General features: G+C 66.0%; 14 protein-coding genes. 8 read left to right on the top strand and 6 right to left on the bottom strand.

What is annotated here, in order from left to right:
• Positions 1–180 precede the first annotated feature (180 nt).
• The 3 genes from V9L18_RS05285 (at position 181) to V9L18_RS05275 (ending at position 3,777) form a co-directional block, all read left to right on the top strand.
• Positions 181–1,857 carry an alkaline phosphatase D family protein gene (locus V9L18_RS05285; RefSeq protein WP_337346120.1) on the top strand — a complete coding sequence of 559 codons (1,677 nt, stop codon included), beginning with the start codon at positions 181–183 and terminating at the stop codon, positions 1,855–1,857.
• Positions 1,858–2,003: 146 nt separating this feature from the next.
• A complete protein-coding gene (locus tag V9L18_RS05280; RefSeq protein ID WP_337346284.1) occupies positions 2,004–2,768 on the top strand; it encodes a histidine phosphatase family protein in 765 nt (254 codons plus the stop codon).
• Entirely contained in the window at positions 2,743–3,777 is a 1,035-nt protein-coding gene (locus V9L18_RS05275) for an NAD(P)H-hydrate dehydratase (RefSeq protein ID WP_337346119.1), read from the top strand. Before V9L18_RS05280 ends, V9L18_RS05275 begins: the two co-directional genes overlap by 26 nt.
• A gap of 170 nt (positions 3,778–3,947) precedes the next feature.
• Here V9L18_RS05275 and V9L18_RS05270 read toward each other — a convergent pair whose 3' ends face one another.
• Positions 3,948–4,370 (bottom strand): Hsp20/alpha crystallin family protein, encoded by a 423-nt coding sequence (locus tag V9L18_RS05270; RefSeq protein ID WP_337346118.1) that lies wholly within the window; start codon positions 4,368–4,370, stop codon positions 3,948–3,950.
• A gap of 766 nt (positions 4,371–5,136) precedes the next feature.
• On the opposite strand from V9L18_RS05270, the gene V9L18_RS05265 reads away from it, so the two are divergent.
• Positions 5,137–7,371, top strand: coding sequence for a S9 family peptidase (locus V9L18_RS05265; protein ID WP_337346117.1), 2,235 nt, complete (start codon positions 5,137–5,139; stop codon positions 7,369–7,371).
• A gap of 9 nt (positions 7,372–7,380) precedes the next feature.
• On the opposite strand, the gene V9L18_RS05260 is transcribed toward V9L18_RS05265, so the two are convergent.
• Positions 7,381–7,848: an SRPBCC family protein gene (locus tag V9L18_RS05260; RefSeq protein ID WP_337346116.1), complete on the bottom strand. Its 468-nt coding sequence runs from the start codon at positions 7,846–7,848 to the stop codon at positions 7,381–7,383.
• A gap of 211 nt (positions 7,849–8,059) precedes the next feature.
• Between V9L18_RS05260 and V9L18_RS05255 the strand changes: the two genes are divergently transcribed.
• The gene (locus V9L18_RS05255; protein ID WP_337346115.1) at positions 8,060–9,259 is read left to right on the top strand and encodes an NAD(P)/FAD-dependent oxidoreductase; all 1,200 of its coding nucleotides are present in this window, start codon (positions 8,060–8,062) and stop codon (positions 9,257–9,259) included.
• An 83-nt stretch (positions 9,260–9,342) separates the two neighbouring features.
• Here V9L18_RS05255 and V9L18_RS05250 read toward each other — a convergent pair whose 3' ends face one another.
• From V9L18_RS05250 to V9L18_RS05240, 3 genes are all read right to left on the bottom strand, one after another.
• Positions 9,343–10,527 (bottom strand): metallophosphoesterase family protein, encoded by a 1,185-nt coding sequence (locus V9L18_RS05250; RefSeq protein ID WP_337346114.1) that lies wholly within the window; start codon positions 10,525–10,527, stop codon positions 9,343–9,345.
• Between the two features lie 121 nt (positions 10,528–10,648).
• Positions 10,649–11,209: a GNAT family N-acetyltransferase gene (locus tag V9L18_RS05245; protein WP_337346113.1), complete on the bottom strand. Its 561-nt coding sequence runs from the start codon at positions 11,207–11,209 to the stop codon at positions 10,649–10,651.
• Between the two features lie 7 nt (positions 11,210–11,216).
• Complete coding sequence (locus V9L18_RS05240; RefSeq protein WP_337346112.1) at positions 11,217–12,377, bottom strand: acetate kinase; 1,161 nt, start codon at positions 12,375–12,377, stop codon at positions 11,217–11,219.
• Between the two features lie 147 nt (positions 12,378–12,524).
• Between V9L18_RS05240 and V9L18_RS05235 the strand changes: the two genes are divergently transcribed.
• From V9L18_RS05235 to V9L18_RS05225, 3 genes are all read left to right on the top strand, one after another.
• The gene (locus V9L18_RS05235; RefSeq protein WP_337346111.1) at positions 12,525–13,658 is read left to right on the top strand and encodes a GTP-binding protein; all 1,134 of its coding nucleotides are present in this window, start codon (positions 12,525–12,527) and stop codon (positions 13,656–13,658) included.
• A 49-nt stretch (positions 13,659–13,707) separates the two neighbouring features.
• Positions 13,708–13,830, top strand: coding sequence for a type B 50S ribosomal protein L36 (ykgO, locus tag V9L18_RS05230; RefSeq protein ID WP_133409460.1), 123 nt, complete (start codon positions 13,708–13,710; stop codon positions 13,828–13,830).
• A 96-nt stretch (positions 13,831–13,926) separates the two neighbouring features.
• Entirely contained in the window at positions 13,927–14,187 is a 261-nt protein-coding gene (locus V9L18_RS05225; RefSeq protein ID WP_337346110.1) for a hypothetical protein, read from the top strand.
• A 67-nt stretch (positions 14,188–14,254) separates the two neighbouring features.
• Here the strand turns inward: V9L18_RS05225 and pta are convergent, their stop codons facing one another.
• Positions 14,255–16,342 carry a phosphate acetyltransferase gene (gene pta, locus V9L18_RS05220; RefSeq protein ID WP_337346109.1) on the bottom strand — a complete coding sequence of 696 codons (2,088 nt, stop codon included), beginning with the start codon at positions 16,340–16,342 and terminating at the stop codon, positions 14,255–14,257.
• Between the last annotated feature and the right edge of the window lie 185 nt (positions 16,343–16,527).

Genomic DNA, 16,527 nt, shown 5'->3' with positions numbered 1-16,527 from the left:
TCGGAATTATATTGCGCATCTCAGACCCCAATTTGATAAGTGTGCTTACAATTACCGCGCGTTAGTGACGCCCTGTCAAGTGGTTTGCGGATGACAGATTGGCATCAGTTAACCCAGCCCATGCCCGGCGTTAATCCAGGCTCCACGGAGCGTGTTCGAGCCCCGTGCACAGTGGATGCCATGACTGAAATTTCACGCCGCACCATTGTCAAAGGTTCCGTCCTCGCCGCAGCGCTGGCTGCAGTCCCGGCGGCCGCCAACGCTGCCAGCGGCCCGGTCCCCGGAAGCCCCCTCCGCACCGGGATCCCCCTTGTCAGGAACCGCCTCACCCTGCCCAGCGGCATCGCCACCGGGGACGTCACCTCGGACTCCGCCGTGCTCTGGTCCCGCTCCTCCGCCGCAGGCCGGATGATCGCCACCCTGAGGGCAGTTGACGACGGCGGCACTGTGCTGAGCGGCCGCGGAGCCTTCGCACGAACCCTCCGTGGACCGCGCGCCACCCAGGGGTCCGACTTCACCGCCAAGATCCACGCCGGCCACCTCCCCGCCAACACACGCTTCGCCCTGGAAATCAGCTTCGAGGACGACGGCGGCGCGGCGGGCGAGGCGATCACCGGAACCTTCCGGACGGCGCCCGATGCCGGAAGCACCAACGGTAAGGGACGCAGCGGCGGCGACCTCCCGCCGTCGTCCGCCCAAAGCTTTGTGTGGACTGGCGACACCGCCGGGCAGGGCTGGGGCATCAACGAGGAAATCGGCGGGATGCGCGGCTACCGGGCCATGCACAGCACCCGGCCCGACTTCTTCATCCACTCCGGCGACACTGTCTACGCCGACGGCCCCATCGCAGAATCCGTGGTGGAGAAAGACGGGCAGGTTTGGCGGAACCTGGTCACAGAGGAAGTCTCCAAGGTGGCCGAAACCCTCACCGAATTCCGCGGGCGGCACCGCTACAACTCCCTCGACACCAATATCCGCGCCATGCTCGCCGACGTCCCGCTGATCGCCAACTGGGACGACCACGAAACCACCAACAACTGGTATCCCGGCGAGATCCTGGACGACCCCCGCTACACCGTCCGCGACGTCAACACGCTCGCTGCCCGGGGCCGGCAGGCCTGGCAGGAAAACATGCCGATTGCTGACGGTGCCGCGCTGTGGCGGCCGGGAACGTTCGACGACGGCGGGCAGTACCAGCCCGCGCGCATCTACCGGAAGATCACCCGCGGCCCTCAACTGGATGTTTTCTGCCTGGACATGCGCACCTTCAAGTCGCCCAACACGGACGGCAAGGAGCCGTATGCCACCTCCATCCTGGGCCAGGAACAGGTGGACTGGCTGATCCGGGAGGTATCCAGTTCCAAGGCGACCTGGAAGGTGATCGCCGCGGACCTGCCGCTGGGCATCATCGTTCCCGACGGCGCAGTCAACCAGGAAAGCCTGGCCAACCGGGAGCCCGGCGCGCCGCTTGGCCGCGAACTTGAGATCGCCGGGGTCCTCAGTGCCTTCAAGCGGAACCGGGTCCGGAACGTCGTGTGGCTGACGGCCGATGTGCACTATTGCGCAGCCCACCACTACTCCCCCGAGCGGGCAGCCTTTACCGATTTCGACCCGTTCTGGGAGTTCGTGGCAGGACCAATCGCCGCCGGGTCCTTCGGGCCCAACGCCATGGACGGGACCTTCGGCCCGGAGGTGGTGTTCGCCAAGGCGGGCCGCTTCCCGGGCGAATCGCCGCGCGACGGCGAGAACCAGTTCTTTGGCCATGTCCAGCTCGGCGAGGACGGCACGTTCACCGCCAGCCTCCGCAACGCCAACGGCGCCGTGGTGTTCTCCAAGGTGCTAACCCCGGAACGTTAGGGCATGCACCCTACCTAACTGCCGCCGTCGGGCGTTATCCGACCGCGAATTTGGGTACGCCGCAAGTAATGTCCCTGTTTTCCGCATCCGGCGGTCAGCAGGCATTACGAGTACTGGACGGGGTGTTGGTCGTGGAGAACAGCGGAATGACGCAGGCGGTGCGGGAGGCCGGTGCCGTGGAGCTCGTCCTGATCCGGCACGGCGAAAGCGAAGGCAACGTTGCCGCGACGAAGGCGGGCCTGGCCGGCGCCGACATCATTGAGGTTCCGGCCCGGGACGCCGACGTCGGACTCTCCTCCACCGGCCAGGACCAGGCACTCGCCCTAGGCAGGGCGCTGGGCACAACTCCCGAGGACCGCCGGGCCGACGCCGTAGTGGCCTCCCCCTATGTCCGGGCCAGGCAGACGGCGGAGATCGCGGTGGAAACCGCTGGCTGGCCGGTCAAGGTCCGCACCGACGAGAGGCTCCGGGACCGTGAACTGGGCATCCTGGACATGCTCACCCGGCAGGGCGTGGACCGGTGGCATCCGGATGAGGCCGAGCGCCGGCTGTGGCTGGGCAAGTTCTACTACCGTCCGCCGGGCGGCGAGTCCTGGGCCGATGTGGCCCTTCGGCTGCGCTCCGTGCTCAGCGAACTGAACAACCTGGGCAGCGGGCACCGGGTGATCCTGGTGTGCCACGACGCCGTGGTCCTGCTCTTCCGCTACATCCTCGAAGGCATGAGCGAAGCAGAAATCCTGGATCTCGCCGCAAGCACCTCGGTCCTGAACGCGTCCATTACGCGCTACGTCCGCCCCGAGGGACAGGGTCCGTGGACGCTGGAAAGCTTCAATGTGGCGGACCACCTCACCGCCCAGGGCGTCGAAGTCACCGAACATGCCGGGGATGCCAGTGTCCACCCGCGGCGGTAAGGGGCAGGGCGGCCAGGGGCCGGCTTCGGAAGCCAACGGGTCCCGGGCGAACCGTTCGCGGGCTGATGGTCCGGGCTCCAACGGTTCGCGGGCCACGCCGGTCACGCCTTCGCTGCTGCGCGCCTGGCCGCTGCCGTCCGCCGGTGAGGACAAGTATTCGCGCGGCGCCGTCATGGTGATCGGCGGCGCCCGGGCCACCCCCGGCGCCGCGCTGCTGGCCGGCACTGCCGCGCTCCGGGCCGGCGCCGGAAGGCTGACCATGGCAGTGGCCGAATCCGTGGCCATGCAGCTGGCGGTGGCCCTTCCCGAAGCAGGCGTCACGGGACTTCCCGAGACGGCACGGGGGTCCGTGTTGGGATCCGGGTTGGAGCCCATCCTTTCCGAGCTTGGCGGCGCCGATGCCGTCCTGATCGGCCCCGGGCTGGACGACATCGACCTCACCGAGGAGCTCCTCCGGACACTGCTGGACCAGGATGCCGACGGCGTCGCAGGCCGCGGCCTGGTCAGCGGCGACGCGACCATCATCCTGGACGCCTATGCGCTGGGATGCCTGCCCCGGCTGGAAGATTCCCTGGATCCGTGGCGGGGCCGGCTGATCCTGACCCCGAACCCTCACGAGGCCGAAATCCTGCTGGGCCGGGACCTGGACGAACTGGAACCTGCCGTGGCATCCATCGCGGCACGATACCAGGCGGTGGTCAGCTGCCAGGGATTTGTGGCCCGGCCTGTGGGCAGGCAAGGGGAAGCCGATACGCCGGAGGGTCCCGACCTGTGGGAGATCACCACCGGTTACGGCGGGCTGGGGACATCCGGCAGCGGAGACGTCCTGGCCGGTGCCATCGCCGGGCTGCGCGCCCGCGGAACCAGCGATGCCCAAGCAGCCTGCTGGGGCAGCCACCTCCATGCTGCTGCCGCGGACCGCCTTGCCAGCAGGCTGGGACCGCTGGGCTTCCTGGCCCGCGAACTCGCCGACGAACTGCCCGCACTGATGGTCGAACTCGCCACGTAGCACAGGCACATGGGATGGCCCCCGGCGCAATGCCGGGGGCCATCGTTGCGGGAGATGCGGCCGCTCGCTGCCGGTGCGCTGTCTGGCGCTGTGGCGTGCACAGAATGGCTAATCGCCCCAAAAAGGCAGTCAACATTAAGCGGGCCGGACCTCCCGGGCCATCGGTGAACCTAGGCGGCTATCTCGTGCTTGGCCTCCTTGGTTTCAATCGCAATCTTGCGCGGCTTGGCCTTTTCGGTGACCGGAATCCGCAGCGTCAGGACACCGGCGTCGTACGATGCCTTGACGTTATCCGCGTCCAAGGTATCTCCGAGGATCAGCTGGCGGCTGAAGACACCGCGCGGGCGCTCGGCGGCGATCAGTTCGGTGTCTTTGCCGGTCGGGTCGGGCCGCTCTGCCTTCACTGTCAGGACATTCCGCTCCACGTCCAGGTCTACCGAGTCCAGGTCGACTCCGGGCAGGTCAAAGGCCACCACGAATTCCTGGTCCTCCCGCCACGCATCCATGGGCATTGCCGCCGGGCGTGCTGCCGTACCGAGGACTTGCTGGGCCAGCCTGTCCAGCTCGCGGAATGGATCGGTTCGCATCAACATGGCTACCTCCTCTTGAGAGATGGTCCAACATATCCATACCAGCGAGATCTATATTCGCTGATATAGATTTTTTATAGCACCAGCCGGAAGCAGTCGCAAGCACTTGGGGCAAGAATTTTTCCTAAATTTCCCGGCTTCGAGGAGTGGGCGTCCGGGCATAGGGATGGCCCCCGGCGCAATGCCGGGGGCCATCATTATCGGAGGGGATCACCCGCAACTGCCGATGCGCTATCTGGCGCTGTGGCGTTCCTTAGTGGCAAATCGCCCAGAAGAGGCAGATATACAACGCGTTCGGATCCTCCCGGTACTGCCGTTTTAGCACTGGGTTGCGACCCAATACAAGGGGTTCCGACGGGTAACTTAGCTCCGGGTGGGATCCGGGCGCAGCGGTGCGGGTCCCGGATCCGGCACCGGCAGCGGGCCAGGAGGCTCCGGCGACGGCACAGGACTGGGCCTGGCGGGACCGGGATGGCCCGGCGAAGTGGGGTCAGGGTTCATGGGGTCCGGGCCGGGTTCCGGCGGGAATGGCTCAGGTTCGTGCACTGGCGGGATGGTCATTTGATTCCCCTCTCACGCGTGGCGGGTGTGCCTTTGCCGTTTCAGGATACGCCCGCCACCCTGTCCCCTCCAGAAGCCAGTTGCTCTATCACTTTTGGTCCCCATTTGGGGCCCAGAGCGACCAAAGGTGATAGGGCAACTGGGCGGGGCGCTCCCCCGGTAGCGAACGGGCCGCCCCATTGCCCGGAGGGGTCTATATATTGAAGGAATGACCCAGACTCCGCTGCAGGATTCCGCTACCACTTCGCTTACGCCGCCAGTTGCCAAGAAGGTGCCGATTGAGCGGACGCACCACGGCCACACGTTCGTGGACAACTACGAGTGGCTGCGTGAGAAGGAATCCCCCGAGGTCATTGAGCACCTAAAGGCAGAGAACGCCTACCAGGAAGCCATCACTGCGCACCAGGAGCCGCTGCGCGAGGCCATCTTCCAGGAAATCAAGGGCCGCACGCAGGAGACAGACTTGTCTGTCCCGAACCGGAAGGACGGCTGGTGGTATTTCAGCCGCTCGGTTGAAGGCAAGGAATACGGCATCCAGTGCCGCGTCCGCGCCCAGGACACCGGTAACCCCGTGGCGGACTGGACTCCCCCCGCAGTGGAGGCCGGCGTCGAAATTCCCGGCGAAGAGGTGCTGCTGGACTGCAACATTGAAGCCGAAGGCAAGCCATTCTTCTCCGTGGGCGGCTCGGCCGTCACCGTCGATGGGAACCTCTACGCCTACGCTGTGGATAACGCGGGCGACGAGCGCTTCACCCTCCGGATCAAGGATCTCCGCACCGGAGAACTCCTGCCCGACGTCATCGAGAACATCTTCTACGGCGTCAGCTTCTCGCCCGACGGCACCCGCATCTTCTACACCGTGGTGGACGATGCGTGGCGCCCGTACCAGGTCAAATCCCATGTCCTCGGCACGCCCGTCGCCGACGATGAGGTGATTTACCAGGAGGACGACGTCGCCATGTGGCTGGGCTTTGAGCTCTCCTCTGACAGGCGTCACCTCGTGCTGGGAATCGGCTGCTCCGAATACAGCGAAACGCGGCTGCTGCGCTTTGATGACCCGACGGCGACACTCACCACCGTGATCTCCCGCGACGAACACGTGCTCTACGAGGCAGAGCCGTTCCTGCTCACCGGCCCTGACGGCGAAAAGCAAGAGCGCATCGTCATCACCCACAACCGGAACGCCGTCAACTCCATGGTTTCGCTGGTTGACCCCGCCGAGCTCGCCAAGCCGCTGGCCGAGCAGCACTGGAGCACCGTCGTCGAGCATTCCGACGACGTCCGCGTCAATGGCGCGGGCGTCACCTCGACCCACCTCATCGTCTCCATCCGCAAAGACACCATCGAACGCGTCCAGGTGATGGGGCTGGCGGGCCTGGGGACACCGGCGCAGGAAGACCCTGTGGAGCCCGCGTTCGACGAAGAGCTGTACACGGCCGGCGTCGGCGGTTCGGACTACGAGGCCCCGGTCATCCGTCTGGGGTACACGTCCTACTTCACGCCCTCGCGCGTGTACGACTTTGTACTGCCCACCCCGGCGCAGCCCGCGGGCGAACTGCTGCTGCGCAAGGAAAGCCCGGTGCTGGGCGGCTACGACGGCAACGACTACGTCGCCACCCGCGAATGGGCCACCGCCACCGACGGCACCAGGATCCCGCTGTCCCTGCTGCGGCACAAGGACATCAAGCAGGATTCGACGGCGGCTGGCTTGGTCTACGGGTACGGGTCCTATGAGTTGAGCATGGATCCGGGCTTTGGCATCGCACGGCTGTCGCTGCTGGACCGCGGCATCGTGTTTGTGATTGCGCACGTCCGCGGCGGCGGCGAACTGGGCAGGCACTGGTACGAGGACGGCAAGAAACTCACGAAGATGAACACCTTCACTGACTTCGTGGACGCTACCGACTGGCTGGCCGGCTCTGGCTGGGTGGACCCGTCCCGCATCGCGGCGCTGGGCGGTTCGGCGGGCGGCTTGCTGGTGGGAGCTGTGGCCAACCTGGCGCCGGAAAAATATGCCGCTGTGGTGGCGCAGGTGCCCTTTGTGGACGCCCTCAACACCATCCTGGACCCCGAACTTCCGCTGTCGGCCCTGGAGTGGGAGGAGTGGGGCAACCCCATCACGGACCCTGAAGTGTACGCCTACATGAGGTCGTACTCCCCTTACGAGAACGTGCGCGACGTGGCCTACCCCAAGGTGGCCGCGGTGACGTCCTTCAACGACACCCGCGTCCTGTACGTGGAGCCGGCCAAGTGGGTCCAGGAACTGCGCAACAAGACCACCGGCACTGAGCCCATCGTGATGAAGATCGAGATGGACGGCGGCCATGGCGGCGCCTCCGGCCGGTACGTCCAGTGGCGTGAACGAGCGTGGGACTACGCGTTCATCGCCGATTCCCTGGGCGCCACGGAACTGCTGCCGGGGGCCGGCCTGAAGTATTCCTAGCGGCCCCGGTCAGGCGTCGCTGCGGCCCAGTTCGGGATGCTCGGCCAGCAGTTCCGCCAACGTCTCAAGGTTGGCGCGGACCGTCCTGGCCTGGGCTTTTTCCACCAGGCGGTCGGCAAGTTTCCCGAAAATGCCGCCCAGGCCGGAAGCCGCGTCGATCCGGTAATTGAGCCGGGTCCCGTCGCCTTCGGGTTCCAGGGTGGTGGTGATGGTGAACTCGAGCTGCCCATCCACCGACCGGGACACAATGCGGCTGGGCGGCTGGTACTCCGTAATCTCAGCGGTCCAGTCGAATTTCCTGCCCACAACCTTGCTGGTGCCCTGGGCGCGGGTGCCCAGGCCTTCGGGAACACCGCCGATGGTTTCCGCGTGCAGGACCGACGAATCCCATACCGGAATGTTTTCGTTCTTCGACACAAAATTGAAGACGTCCTGCGGCGGACGGGAGATGTATACGCTGTCTTCGACGACGGGCATGGCGAGCGCTCCTTGGACACACCTGTTGCCAGCCCGGCTTGGCCGGCAGCTAGGCACAGCGCCAGTGTGGCCCGGCGGCCGGAGCGCGTCAAGGGCCAGGGGCCCGAAGGGTTCCCGCCCCGGAATCGTCCCGGTAGGGTCGAAGCCTAACCGGCTGCAACGGCGGGTGGCCACGTGGTGGCGCCCGCCTTTCCAGGAAAGGAATCGTCCTGTGAACACCAGGCACCACGACGTCCTCATCATTGGCGGCGGCAACGCCGGCATTTCCCTGGCGGCACGACTGCACCGTTACGGCGTCACTGACATCGCCGTCGTCGAACCCAAAGACCACCACCTTTACCAACCTTTGTTCTCCCACATCGCGGGCGGACGGGCGAAGGCGAGTGAGGCGATCCGGGCGCAGTCTTCAGTCATCCCGCCGGGCGTCGAATGGATTCGGGACGGGGCCACAGGCATCAACGCGGCGGACACCACCGTGGCGTTGGCTTCGGGCGACGAGATCACCTACGGCCACCTGGTGGTGTGCCCCGGGCTGCAGCTGGACTGGGACAGGGTGCCCGGACTCGCGGCCGCGGTCCACTCCCCGCACGGCGCCTCGCACTACGAGTTCGAGCTGGCGCCCAAAGCCTGGACACTGCTCAGCAGCCTCAAGTCAGGGACTGCCGTGTTCACCATGCCGTCTGGACCGGCCAAATGCGCGGGCGCAGCCCAGAAACCCATGTACCTGGCATGCGACTACTGGAAAGAACACGGAGTCCTCGGTGACATCCGCGTAGTCATGGTCCAGCCGTACCCCACCGTGTTTGGCGTTGAAGGCGTAGATGAGGAACTGAACCGAAAGATCGCCGAATATGGCATCGAGCTGCGCCTGAACAGCGAGTTGGCTTCGGTTGATCCGGCGGGACAGGTGGCGCTGATCAGGGACAACGCCGCCGGCACCACGGAGGAACTCCGCTATGACGTGCTGAACGCGGTCCCGCCGCAGTCGGCGCCGGACTGGCTCAAGGCCACGGACTTGCCAGCCCCGGGCGATGAGGGCGGCTTCGTGCAGGTGGATCCGGAAACCCTCCGGCATGTGCGCTATCCCAACGTCTGGTCGCTCGGCGACGCTGCGGGCACCACCAATTCCAAGTGCGGCGGCGCGCTGCGCAAGCAGACCAGGGTCCTTGCGAAGAATCTGGTGGCGGCACGCAGAGGAGCGCCGCTGACGGAAAAATACAACGGCTACGCGGTCTGCCCGTTCACGGTGTCCCGCTCCACGGTGGTGTTCGCCGAGTTCGACGCCGACTACCGGCCGATGCCCTCCGTCCCCAGGGTGCCCACGTGGAAGGAAAGCCGTGCCTCCTGGGTGGTGGACCGCGATGTTTTCCCTCGCGTCTACTGGAACCTGATCCTCAAGGGCCGGGCCTAAGCACAGATCTGCAGTTGAGCTTGTCGAACCCGGCTTGCCCAGCCCGGAGCCCGACAAGCCCAACCACTAGCGACGCGTCGGCGTTAGCTTTGCGCCGGATCGAGCGGGAGCGGGACAATCGGTTGGTCGTTGGCCGTCAGGTCGATGCCAAAATCGCTCGCGAAGACAAGTCGAGTGTCCTTGTAGATTCCGGGGTGGTTTTCGTCCAGTTCGAAGACGCGCGCACCGCGGAGGCGGTTCCGCTCCGCGCCCGGCAGTCCGTAGGCGCCGAATCCCGTTCCCGGTGCGTAGCCGAGCTGAACCCCGTAGTAGTTGCCGACGTATGTGTTGACGTGGTCGTGCCCCACAAAGTAGCCGAGCACGTCCCCGCGTTCAAGGAAGGCGTTGAACAAGCCAGAGTTGATGGGTCCGGGGCACTCATCCTCGTTCCGCTCGCCGACAATGTTGTGCTTCGCCACGGCCCGGGCGTGGTCCGCCTCCGTCCGGGAGTCCAGGCTGGCAAACCACATGTTGCGGTGCTCGTGCAGGGCGATGTGGCCCCACATGAGGGATGGAATTTTCGCACCGTATTTCTGCTCTGTGGCGATGGACTGGTTCCGGTACCAGTTGACCTGGTCCATGCGCACCCAGTCCCAGTCCGGGTAGCCCTCAAAGTCCTGGCCGTTGATGGCGTCCGGGGCGTACCGGCCGGTGTCGATGAGCCACAGTCCGAAAGCCGGAGCATTTGAGCGGGAGGATTGAATCAGGAGCTGCGAGTTGGACGTACCGGTCAGGCCCGGAGTGGAGTCGGCATTGACGTTGTACTGGTAGCTCTGGAGGAACTGAAGCATCTTGGCTTCAGTCATTCCTGTCTGCTGGGCGGAATCTTCGTCATGGTTGCCGAAGGTGACTGCCCACGGAATCTGCCGGCTCTCCATGGGCCTGACCACGTGGTTGAGTGCCTGTTTGACGTCCAGTTCGGTGTCGCAGCCACCGTTGATGACATCGCCGTTGATCACCACAAAGTCCGGCTTTTCCGCGTCCAGGGTCCGGTCCATGAGTTCGATGGTGCGACGGTCCGTCTGTTCATCGTCCTGGGTGTCGTTGAACTGAACAACCTTGAACTTGCCTTCCGGGCGGAAGGCAAGGGTGGGCTTCGGCGCCTTCGTGCCAGGTGCCGCCACGCTTGCCGCAGCAGCGGATATGGTGATTCCCAGTGCCCCCAGTGTTCCGGCAGCCGCCAGGGCCGCCCGACGGCTGAGTTTGGGCTGGTTAATGCTTGAAGTCATCGCTACCTCTCGTCAGGGTGGCGGCCTCAGGATCGCGCCGCCTTACTGCCGAGAGAGTAGGGGAAGGAGGCATCCGGCCCTGAAACAGGCAGTGAACACAAAGTGCCCGGCCCGGAAGGACTCACCGGGACCGGGTGGCGCGCCACTCGATGGCCAGGACGGCGTAGACCACTTCGGTGGCCCACTGGCCCTTGTAATGCCACTTGTCCACGAAGCGGGCTTCAAGCCGCATGCCAAGCCGTTCGCACAGGCTGGCCGACGCCGTATTGAGTTCATCCAGGCGCGCCTCGATCCGGTGGAATCCCAGCTCCTCGAACCCCAGCTCCATCACGGCCGCGGCCGCTTCGGTGCCATAGCCCTTGCCCCGCGCTGCCGGCGCAAGCGTCCAGCCCACCTCTGCCTGTCCTCGGCCTGGCAGCCATTTGAGCACCACTTCACCCATCAGGCCGGGCTGGCCCTTGGCCTCGATGGCCAGGCACACCCAGTCCCCTTCCTTTTCAAAGACGAAGTTGGCGTACCTGCCCACCCGCTCCATGGACTGGGTGTACGTTTTGGCCGGCCCCGGGAGGAACCGGGCCGTCTCCGGCAGGGAATGGTAGGCGTGGAAGGCGTCCAGGTCGGAACCGTCGAAGCGGCGCAGGACCAGCCTCTCGGTCCGAAGGGGCAGGGTGATGTCCAGCATGCTGCGCTCAGCCGGCAGGGCGTACGACGGCGGCAGTCGCCTCCGCGATGGCGCGCTCCTCGTCAGTGGGAACCACCAGCACCGGAATCGCGGACTCCGCCGTGGAAATCACCCGTGGTTCCTTGGACCGCTGGCTGTTCAGGCCGGCGTCGAGCTCTACGCCCAGCGCACCCAGCTTCTCCGCCACCAGGGCCCGGAACTGATGTGAGTTCTCGCCGATTCCGGCCGTGAACACGAGCGCCTTGGCGCCTCCGACGGCCACGTGGTACCCGCCGATGTACTTTGCCAGCCGGTAGGACGTGACCGCGAGCGCCGTCTCAGCCCTGGCGTCGCCGGCCTCGGAAGCTTCCACCACCGAGCGCATGTCGTTGTTGCCAGCGAGGCCCTTCAGGCCCGATTCGCGGTTGAGCATGGTGTCGATGTCCTCCGGGTTCCAGCCTGCCCTGCCGAGGAACACCAGGATGGAGGGGTCGAGGTCTCCCGAGCGGGTGCCCATCACGAGGCCCTCCAGCGGGGTGAAGCCCATGGATGTATCCACGGACTTGCCGCCCCGGATCGCAGTGACGGAAGCGCCGTTCCCCAGGTGGGCGATGACGCCGTCGAACTCTTCCAAGGGGAGGCCAAGGAGCGCGGCAGCCTGGTGCGTCACGTATTCGTGCGAGGTGCCGTGAAAGCCGTAGCGGCGGATGCCATGGTTGGTGTAGAGCTCGTCCGGAACGGCGTAGCGCCAGGCGTGCTCGGGCAAGGTGCGGTGGAAGGCGGTGTCGAACACGGCAACCTGCGGCAGGTCCGGCCACTTCTTGGTGATGGCGCGGATGCCCAGGACGTTGGCCGGATTGTGCAACGGCGCCAGCGGGTTGAGCCGCTCAATGGCACGGGTGATCTCGTTGTCGATCAGCACGGGCTCGGCGAAGCGCTCCCCGCCATGCACCACGCGGTGTCCGACCGCCGCAAGTTCGAGGTCGCCGAGTTCCTGGTGGATGGCGGCGTCCACCTGCTCCAGCGCCTCGGCGTGGTCGCGCGGGCCCTCGATCTCGCCGTCTCCATCGCCGCCGTTGCCCATGCCGATCTTTTCAATCAGCCCCTCCGCCAGAACGCTGCCGGCCGCGACATCGCGGACCTGGTACTTGAGCGAGGACGAGCCGGAATTGATGACGAGCACGAGCATAGGGGCCTCCTGAGCCTTGCTGTGGCGGTTGCACCTGACGGTTCAACTACCTTAGCTTCCCGAACACCCCCTCCTTCGAGTTTTTGTCCAGGTACAGAGCTGCTCGCGCGGTTTGTATTTGAGAATGATTCTCATTAGACTGATCGCATGCATCTCACTGTGATCAGCTCCCTCGACGCCCTGTGCCGCCAGCAGGCCTGCGAAGCCGCCGCGGCCGCAAATCCCCGGGCCGTGGTGGTCCTCCACGACCTTCTGGAAAACGGCCTGGTCATCCGCCGGGTGTTCAGCCCGGCAGGGCTTCTGGAACGCGACGAGACGCATTTGGAGCACGGCTGCCTGAGCTGCACTGTCCGGCTGGACGTGGTTCCCACGGTGGAAAGGCTGCTGGAGCGCGGCGAAGAGTGCGTGATCATCGGGCTCCCACCGGCGGTGTCATCCGAAGCGGCCATCGGAGCGCTACGGCGCGGGCTGCCCGAAAGCGTCACCATCGATTCCGCTGTCCTGGCCTGCGCGCCGGACACGCTGGAGGACCATCTTTGGGACCGCCACACACTGTTCGAGTCCGGATTCACCCCGGTCCCCGAGGACCACCGGACGCCCGGTGAGTTCCTGGTGGGCGAGCTGAGCTTCAACGACACCGTCCTGCTGGCCGAACCCGCCCTTGTTCCGGTGGACCCTGCTGTTCGCCGCCGCGGCGTCCAACTGATCCAGGAGTTGGCACCGCATGCGGACGTGGTTGCGGACCCCGGCGAAATCCGCCCCGGCCGCCACGACTACCAGGAGGCACTGTGCAGGACACTTCCAGGTTCCGTGCGGATCCCGGCCGCCGTCTCGGCGTCGCCCTTCACCACCGTCACGCACCGGGCCGAGCGGCCGCTGCACCCGGAACGGTTCCGGGACGCCCTGACATCCCTGGCGGAAGGCTGCTGCTGGCTGCGCGGCCGCTTGTGGATCGCCGCCGCGCCCCGCTGCAGGATCGCCATCCAAGGCATCGGCCCCCGCGTCTGGCTGGAGAACACCGGCCCGTGGCTGGCAGACCAGAATGCAGGGGCAAAGCCCGATCCCATGAACTATGTGGACGCCCACTTGGACTGGCACCCGGAGCACGGTGACCGCTGCAGCGTAATCGCAGCGACCGGCGACGGAATCAATGCGGCCGAAATCGCCGGGCTGCTCTCGGGCTGCGAACTCACGGACGCCGAAATGGACGCCGGTTTCGCAGGGTTGCCCGACCCGTTCCAGCTTGATCCGTCAGGGAACCTGGCACCGCACTCGAACTGACTTCCAATCCCTCGACTTACCAGCCCCACCCAATCAGAAGGAGCCCACCATGAAGGTCAGAAACTCACTCCGCGCGCTGAAGAAGATCCCCGGCGCCCAGGTCGTCCGGCGGCGGGGCCGCACCTTTGTGATCAACAAAAAGAACCCGCGCATGAAGGCCCGTCAGGGCTGAGTCCACAGCCCGACTCACCCCGCGCCTGCCGTTGCGTTCGTGGCGGCAGGCGCCTAGAGTCGGCGGACAGGCAGCACCACGCAGAGAGGGACTTCCATGACGAACGGCACCACTCAGCCCGACAACGACGAGCCTGATGCCACCAGCACTACGGGTGCAGGCACGAAGGATCCCACCGGCGTCGAAGGCGCGAATCCGGCGCTGGACGACACCGGGAAGGTCAAGGCGGAAGAGGTGGGGGAAGCACCCGAGCCCCCCAAGGATCTGGAGGACCTGGACCTCACGCCCTCAGGGCTGTCCGACGAGCCCGCCAAGCAGGAGGACCCAGAAAGCTTCGCCAAGCCCGAAAACAGTTAGCCAATAACGCTCGACGGCGGCACTCACGTGAGTGCCGCCGTCGTGCGTTAACCCAGGAAGCGGGCGCCTAAACCGTGGCTGGAACCGGAGCCTGCGCCTGGATGGCCGTGATGGCGACGGTGTTGACGATGTCCTCCACCGTGCAGCCGCGGGAGAGGTCGTTAACCGGCTTCCGCAGCCCCTGCAAGACTGGCCCCACAGCCACCGCTCCGGAGCTTTGCTGCACAGCCTTATATGTGTTGTTGCCGGTGTTGAGGTCCGGGAAAATGAACACGGTGGCCTGCCCGGCCACCGAGGAACCGGGCATCTTGGACTCCGCAATCGAGGCGTCCACGGCTGCGTCGTACTGGATGGGGCCTTCGACGGCGAGGTCCGGGCGGCGCTCCCGCACCAGTTCTGTGGCCTGCCGGACTTCGTCTACGGCCTCCCCGGACCCGGATCCGCCGGTGGAGTAGGACAGCATCGCCACCCGCGGCTCCACCCCGAATTGCGCGGCTGTTTCAGCCGAAGCGAGGGCGATGTCCGCCAACTGCTCCACGTTAGGGTCAGGGTTTACCGCACAATCGCCGTACACCAGTACCCGGTCCGGCATGAGCATCAGGAACACGGAGGACACAATCTTGACGCCCTCGCGCGTCTTCACGAACTCCAGGGCAGGCCGGATGGTGTGGGCCGTGGTGTGGGCTGCACCGGACACCATGCCGTCCACCACTCCGAGTTGGACCATCATGGTGCCGAAGTAGCTGACGTCCTGCATGATTTCCAGCGCCTTCGCCAGGTCCACGCCCTTGTGCGCGCGCAGTTCCGCGTACTTTTCGGCGAACTTCTGGCGCAGGTCCGAGGTGGCCGGGTCAACGATGTTGATGCCGGACAGGTCGATGCCGCGGGCGGCGGCCAGTTCGCGGACCTCCGGTTCGGGGCCGAGCACTGTGAGGTCGCAAACGTCGCGGCGGTGCAGGATCTCGGCGGCACGGAGGATCCGCACGTCGGTTCCCTCCGGCAGCACCACATGCCGGCGCTGTGACCGGGCGCGTTCGATGAGGTCGTGCAGGAAGCGCAGTGGGGTCATCCGCTCGGCCCGGGGCAGGTGGAGGCGCTCCACCAGTTCGGCCTCATCTACGCGGCGGGACCAGAGTCCCAGGGCGGAAGCGACCTTGCGGCTGTGCCCGGACCAGATTTCGCTGCGGACCTCGGAGACCCGCCGGGCCGTGGTGTAGGTGTCCTCCACCGAGGCAAAGACGGGGAACGGAGCCTGCGCCAGCAGCGGATAGATGTTGGCGTCCGGCGCGAGCCCGCCCGTGAGAATGAGCGCGGAGGGCACTGGGAACTCGGGAGAGAAGGACGAGGCGAGGCATGCCACCATCACATCCGCCCGGTCGCCCGGCACAATCACCAGCGCGCCTTCGTCCAGCACATTCAGGAAGTTGCCCACGTTCATGGCCGCCACCTTGATGTCCTTCACGTCGCGCTCCATGTCGGCGCGGCCGGCGATCTGCCGGACACCGAGGGCCGTGGCCACCTCGCCCGTGGTGGGCCGGGCGATTTCCTCGAGCTCCGGAAGGACGTACACCGGACGGCCGGATGCCCCCAGCTTCACCTCGGCTGCGATCGAGTCCACCAGGTCCGGGTCCGCACGGTTCACCATGATGGCCAGCAGCACGCACCTTTCCGCGGACAATTCCTTGCGGGCCACCTCGACGGCGGCCGCCGCCTCGGCGACGCTCAGGCCCTTCGCGCCCACCACAGCCACCACGGGGGCAGCCAGGTTGTTGGCCAGGCGCGCATTGAGGTCAAATTCGACGGCGGCATCCTGGCCGGTGAGGTCGGTGCCTTCCACTATCACCACATCGCAGTGACGGGACATTTCGGCGAAGATTTCCACGCAGCGCGCATCGATGTCGGCTCGCTTCCCTTCGGCCAGGAGGGCCCGGACTTCGGCGCCGGTGAGGCCGGCGCGGCACCGGTCGTCATCGAGCTGGAAGCGGGACTTCATCAAGGCCACCATCGGATCGTCTGCCGCGTCCGGGCCATGGACCACGGGTTTGAAGAAGCCGATCCTGTCCGCGTGCCGGTGCAGCGTGTCCGCCAAGCCCAGGGCCACGAGCGACTTGCCCGACCCCGGAGTGGTTGCGCTGACGTAGATGCCTTTGGCCATGGTCCGCCCTTTGCTTTGGCTGGTGCAGGTCTTCCCATCCTGTCACCTCCCGGCGCCGCACCGGGCACCCCGTCCGGCACCGATTGCTCCGTGCCCGCCCAACTGGGTAGCAGCAGATGTCGTTTTGACGCCCCAAAACGACATCTGCTGCTACCCAGTTGGGACGACCGCAACCGCCCCACTCT

The organism is Pseudarthrobacter sp. CCNWLW217, from assembly GCF_037203985.1.
GTDB lineage: Bacteria > Actinomycetota > Actinomycetes > Actinomycetales > Micrococcaceae > Arthrobacter.
The sequence above is the reverse complement of the archived record's forward strand: the minus strand, read 5'-3'. Positions and strand labels throughout refer to the sequence as shown.

Coding starts and splice junctions, on each gene's coding strand:
- V9L18_RS05275 (WP_337346119.1), top strand. CDS start 2,743: ATGCCAGTGTCCACCCGCGGCGGTAAGGGGCAGGGCGGCCAGGGGCCG.
- V9L18_RS05280 (WP_337346284.1), top strand. CDS start 2,004: ATGACGCAGGCGGTGCGGGAGGCCGGTGCCGTGGAGCTCGTCCTGATC.
- pta (WP_337346109.1), bottom strand. CDS start 16,342: ATGGCCAAAGGCATCTACGTCAGCGCAACCACTCCGGGGTCGGGCAAG.
- V9L18_RS05285 (WP_337346120.1), top strand. CDS start 181: ATGACTGAAATTTCACGCCGCACCATTGTCAAAGGTTCCGTCCTCGCC.
- V9L18_RS05260 (WP_337346116.1), bottom strand. CDS start 7,848: ATGCCCGTCGTCGAAGACAGCGTATACATCTCCCGTCCGCCGCAGGAC.
- ykgO (WP_133409460.1), top strand. CDS start 13,708: ATGAAGGTCAGAAACTCACTCCGCGCGCTGAAGAAGATCCCCGGCGCC.
- V9L18_RS05235 (WP_337346111.1), top strand. CDS start 12,525: ATGCATCTCACTGTGATCAGCTCCCTCGACGCCCTGTGCCGCCAGCAG.
- V9L18_RS05240 (WP_337346112.1), bottom strand. CDS start 12,377: ATGCTCGTGCTCGTCATCAATTCCGGCTCGTCCTCGCTCAAGTACCAG.
- V9L18_RS05245 (WP_337346113.1), bottom strand. CDS start 11,209: ATGCTGGACATCACCCTGCCCCTTCGGACCGAGAGGCTGGTCCTGCGC.
- V9L18_RS05265 (WP_337346117.1), top strand. CDS start 5,137: ATGACCCAGACTCCGCTGCAGGATTCCGCTACCACTTCGCTTACGCCG.
- V9L18_RS05270 (WP_337346118.1), bottom strand. CDS start 4,370: ATGTTGATGCGAACCGATCCATTCCGCGAGCTGGACAGGCTGGCCCAG.
- V9L18_RS05225 (WP_337346110.1), top strand. CDS start 13,927: ATGACGAACGGCACCACTCAGCCCGACAACGACGAGCCTGATGCCACC.
- V9L18_RS05250 (WP_337346114.1), bottom strand. CDS start 10,527: ATGACTTCAAGCATTAACCAGCCCAAACTCAGCCGTCGGGCGGCCCTG.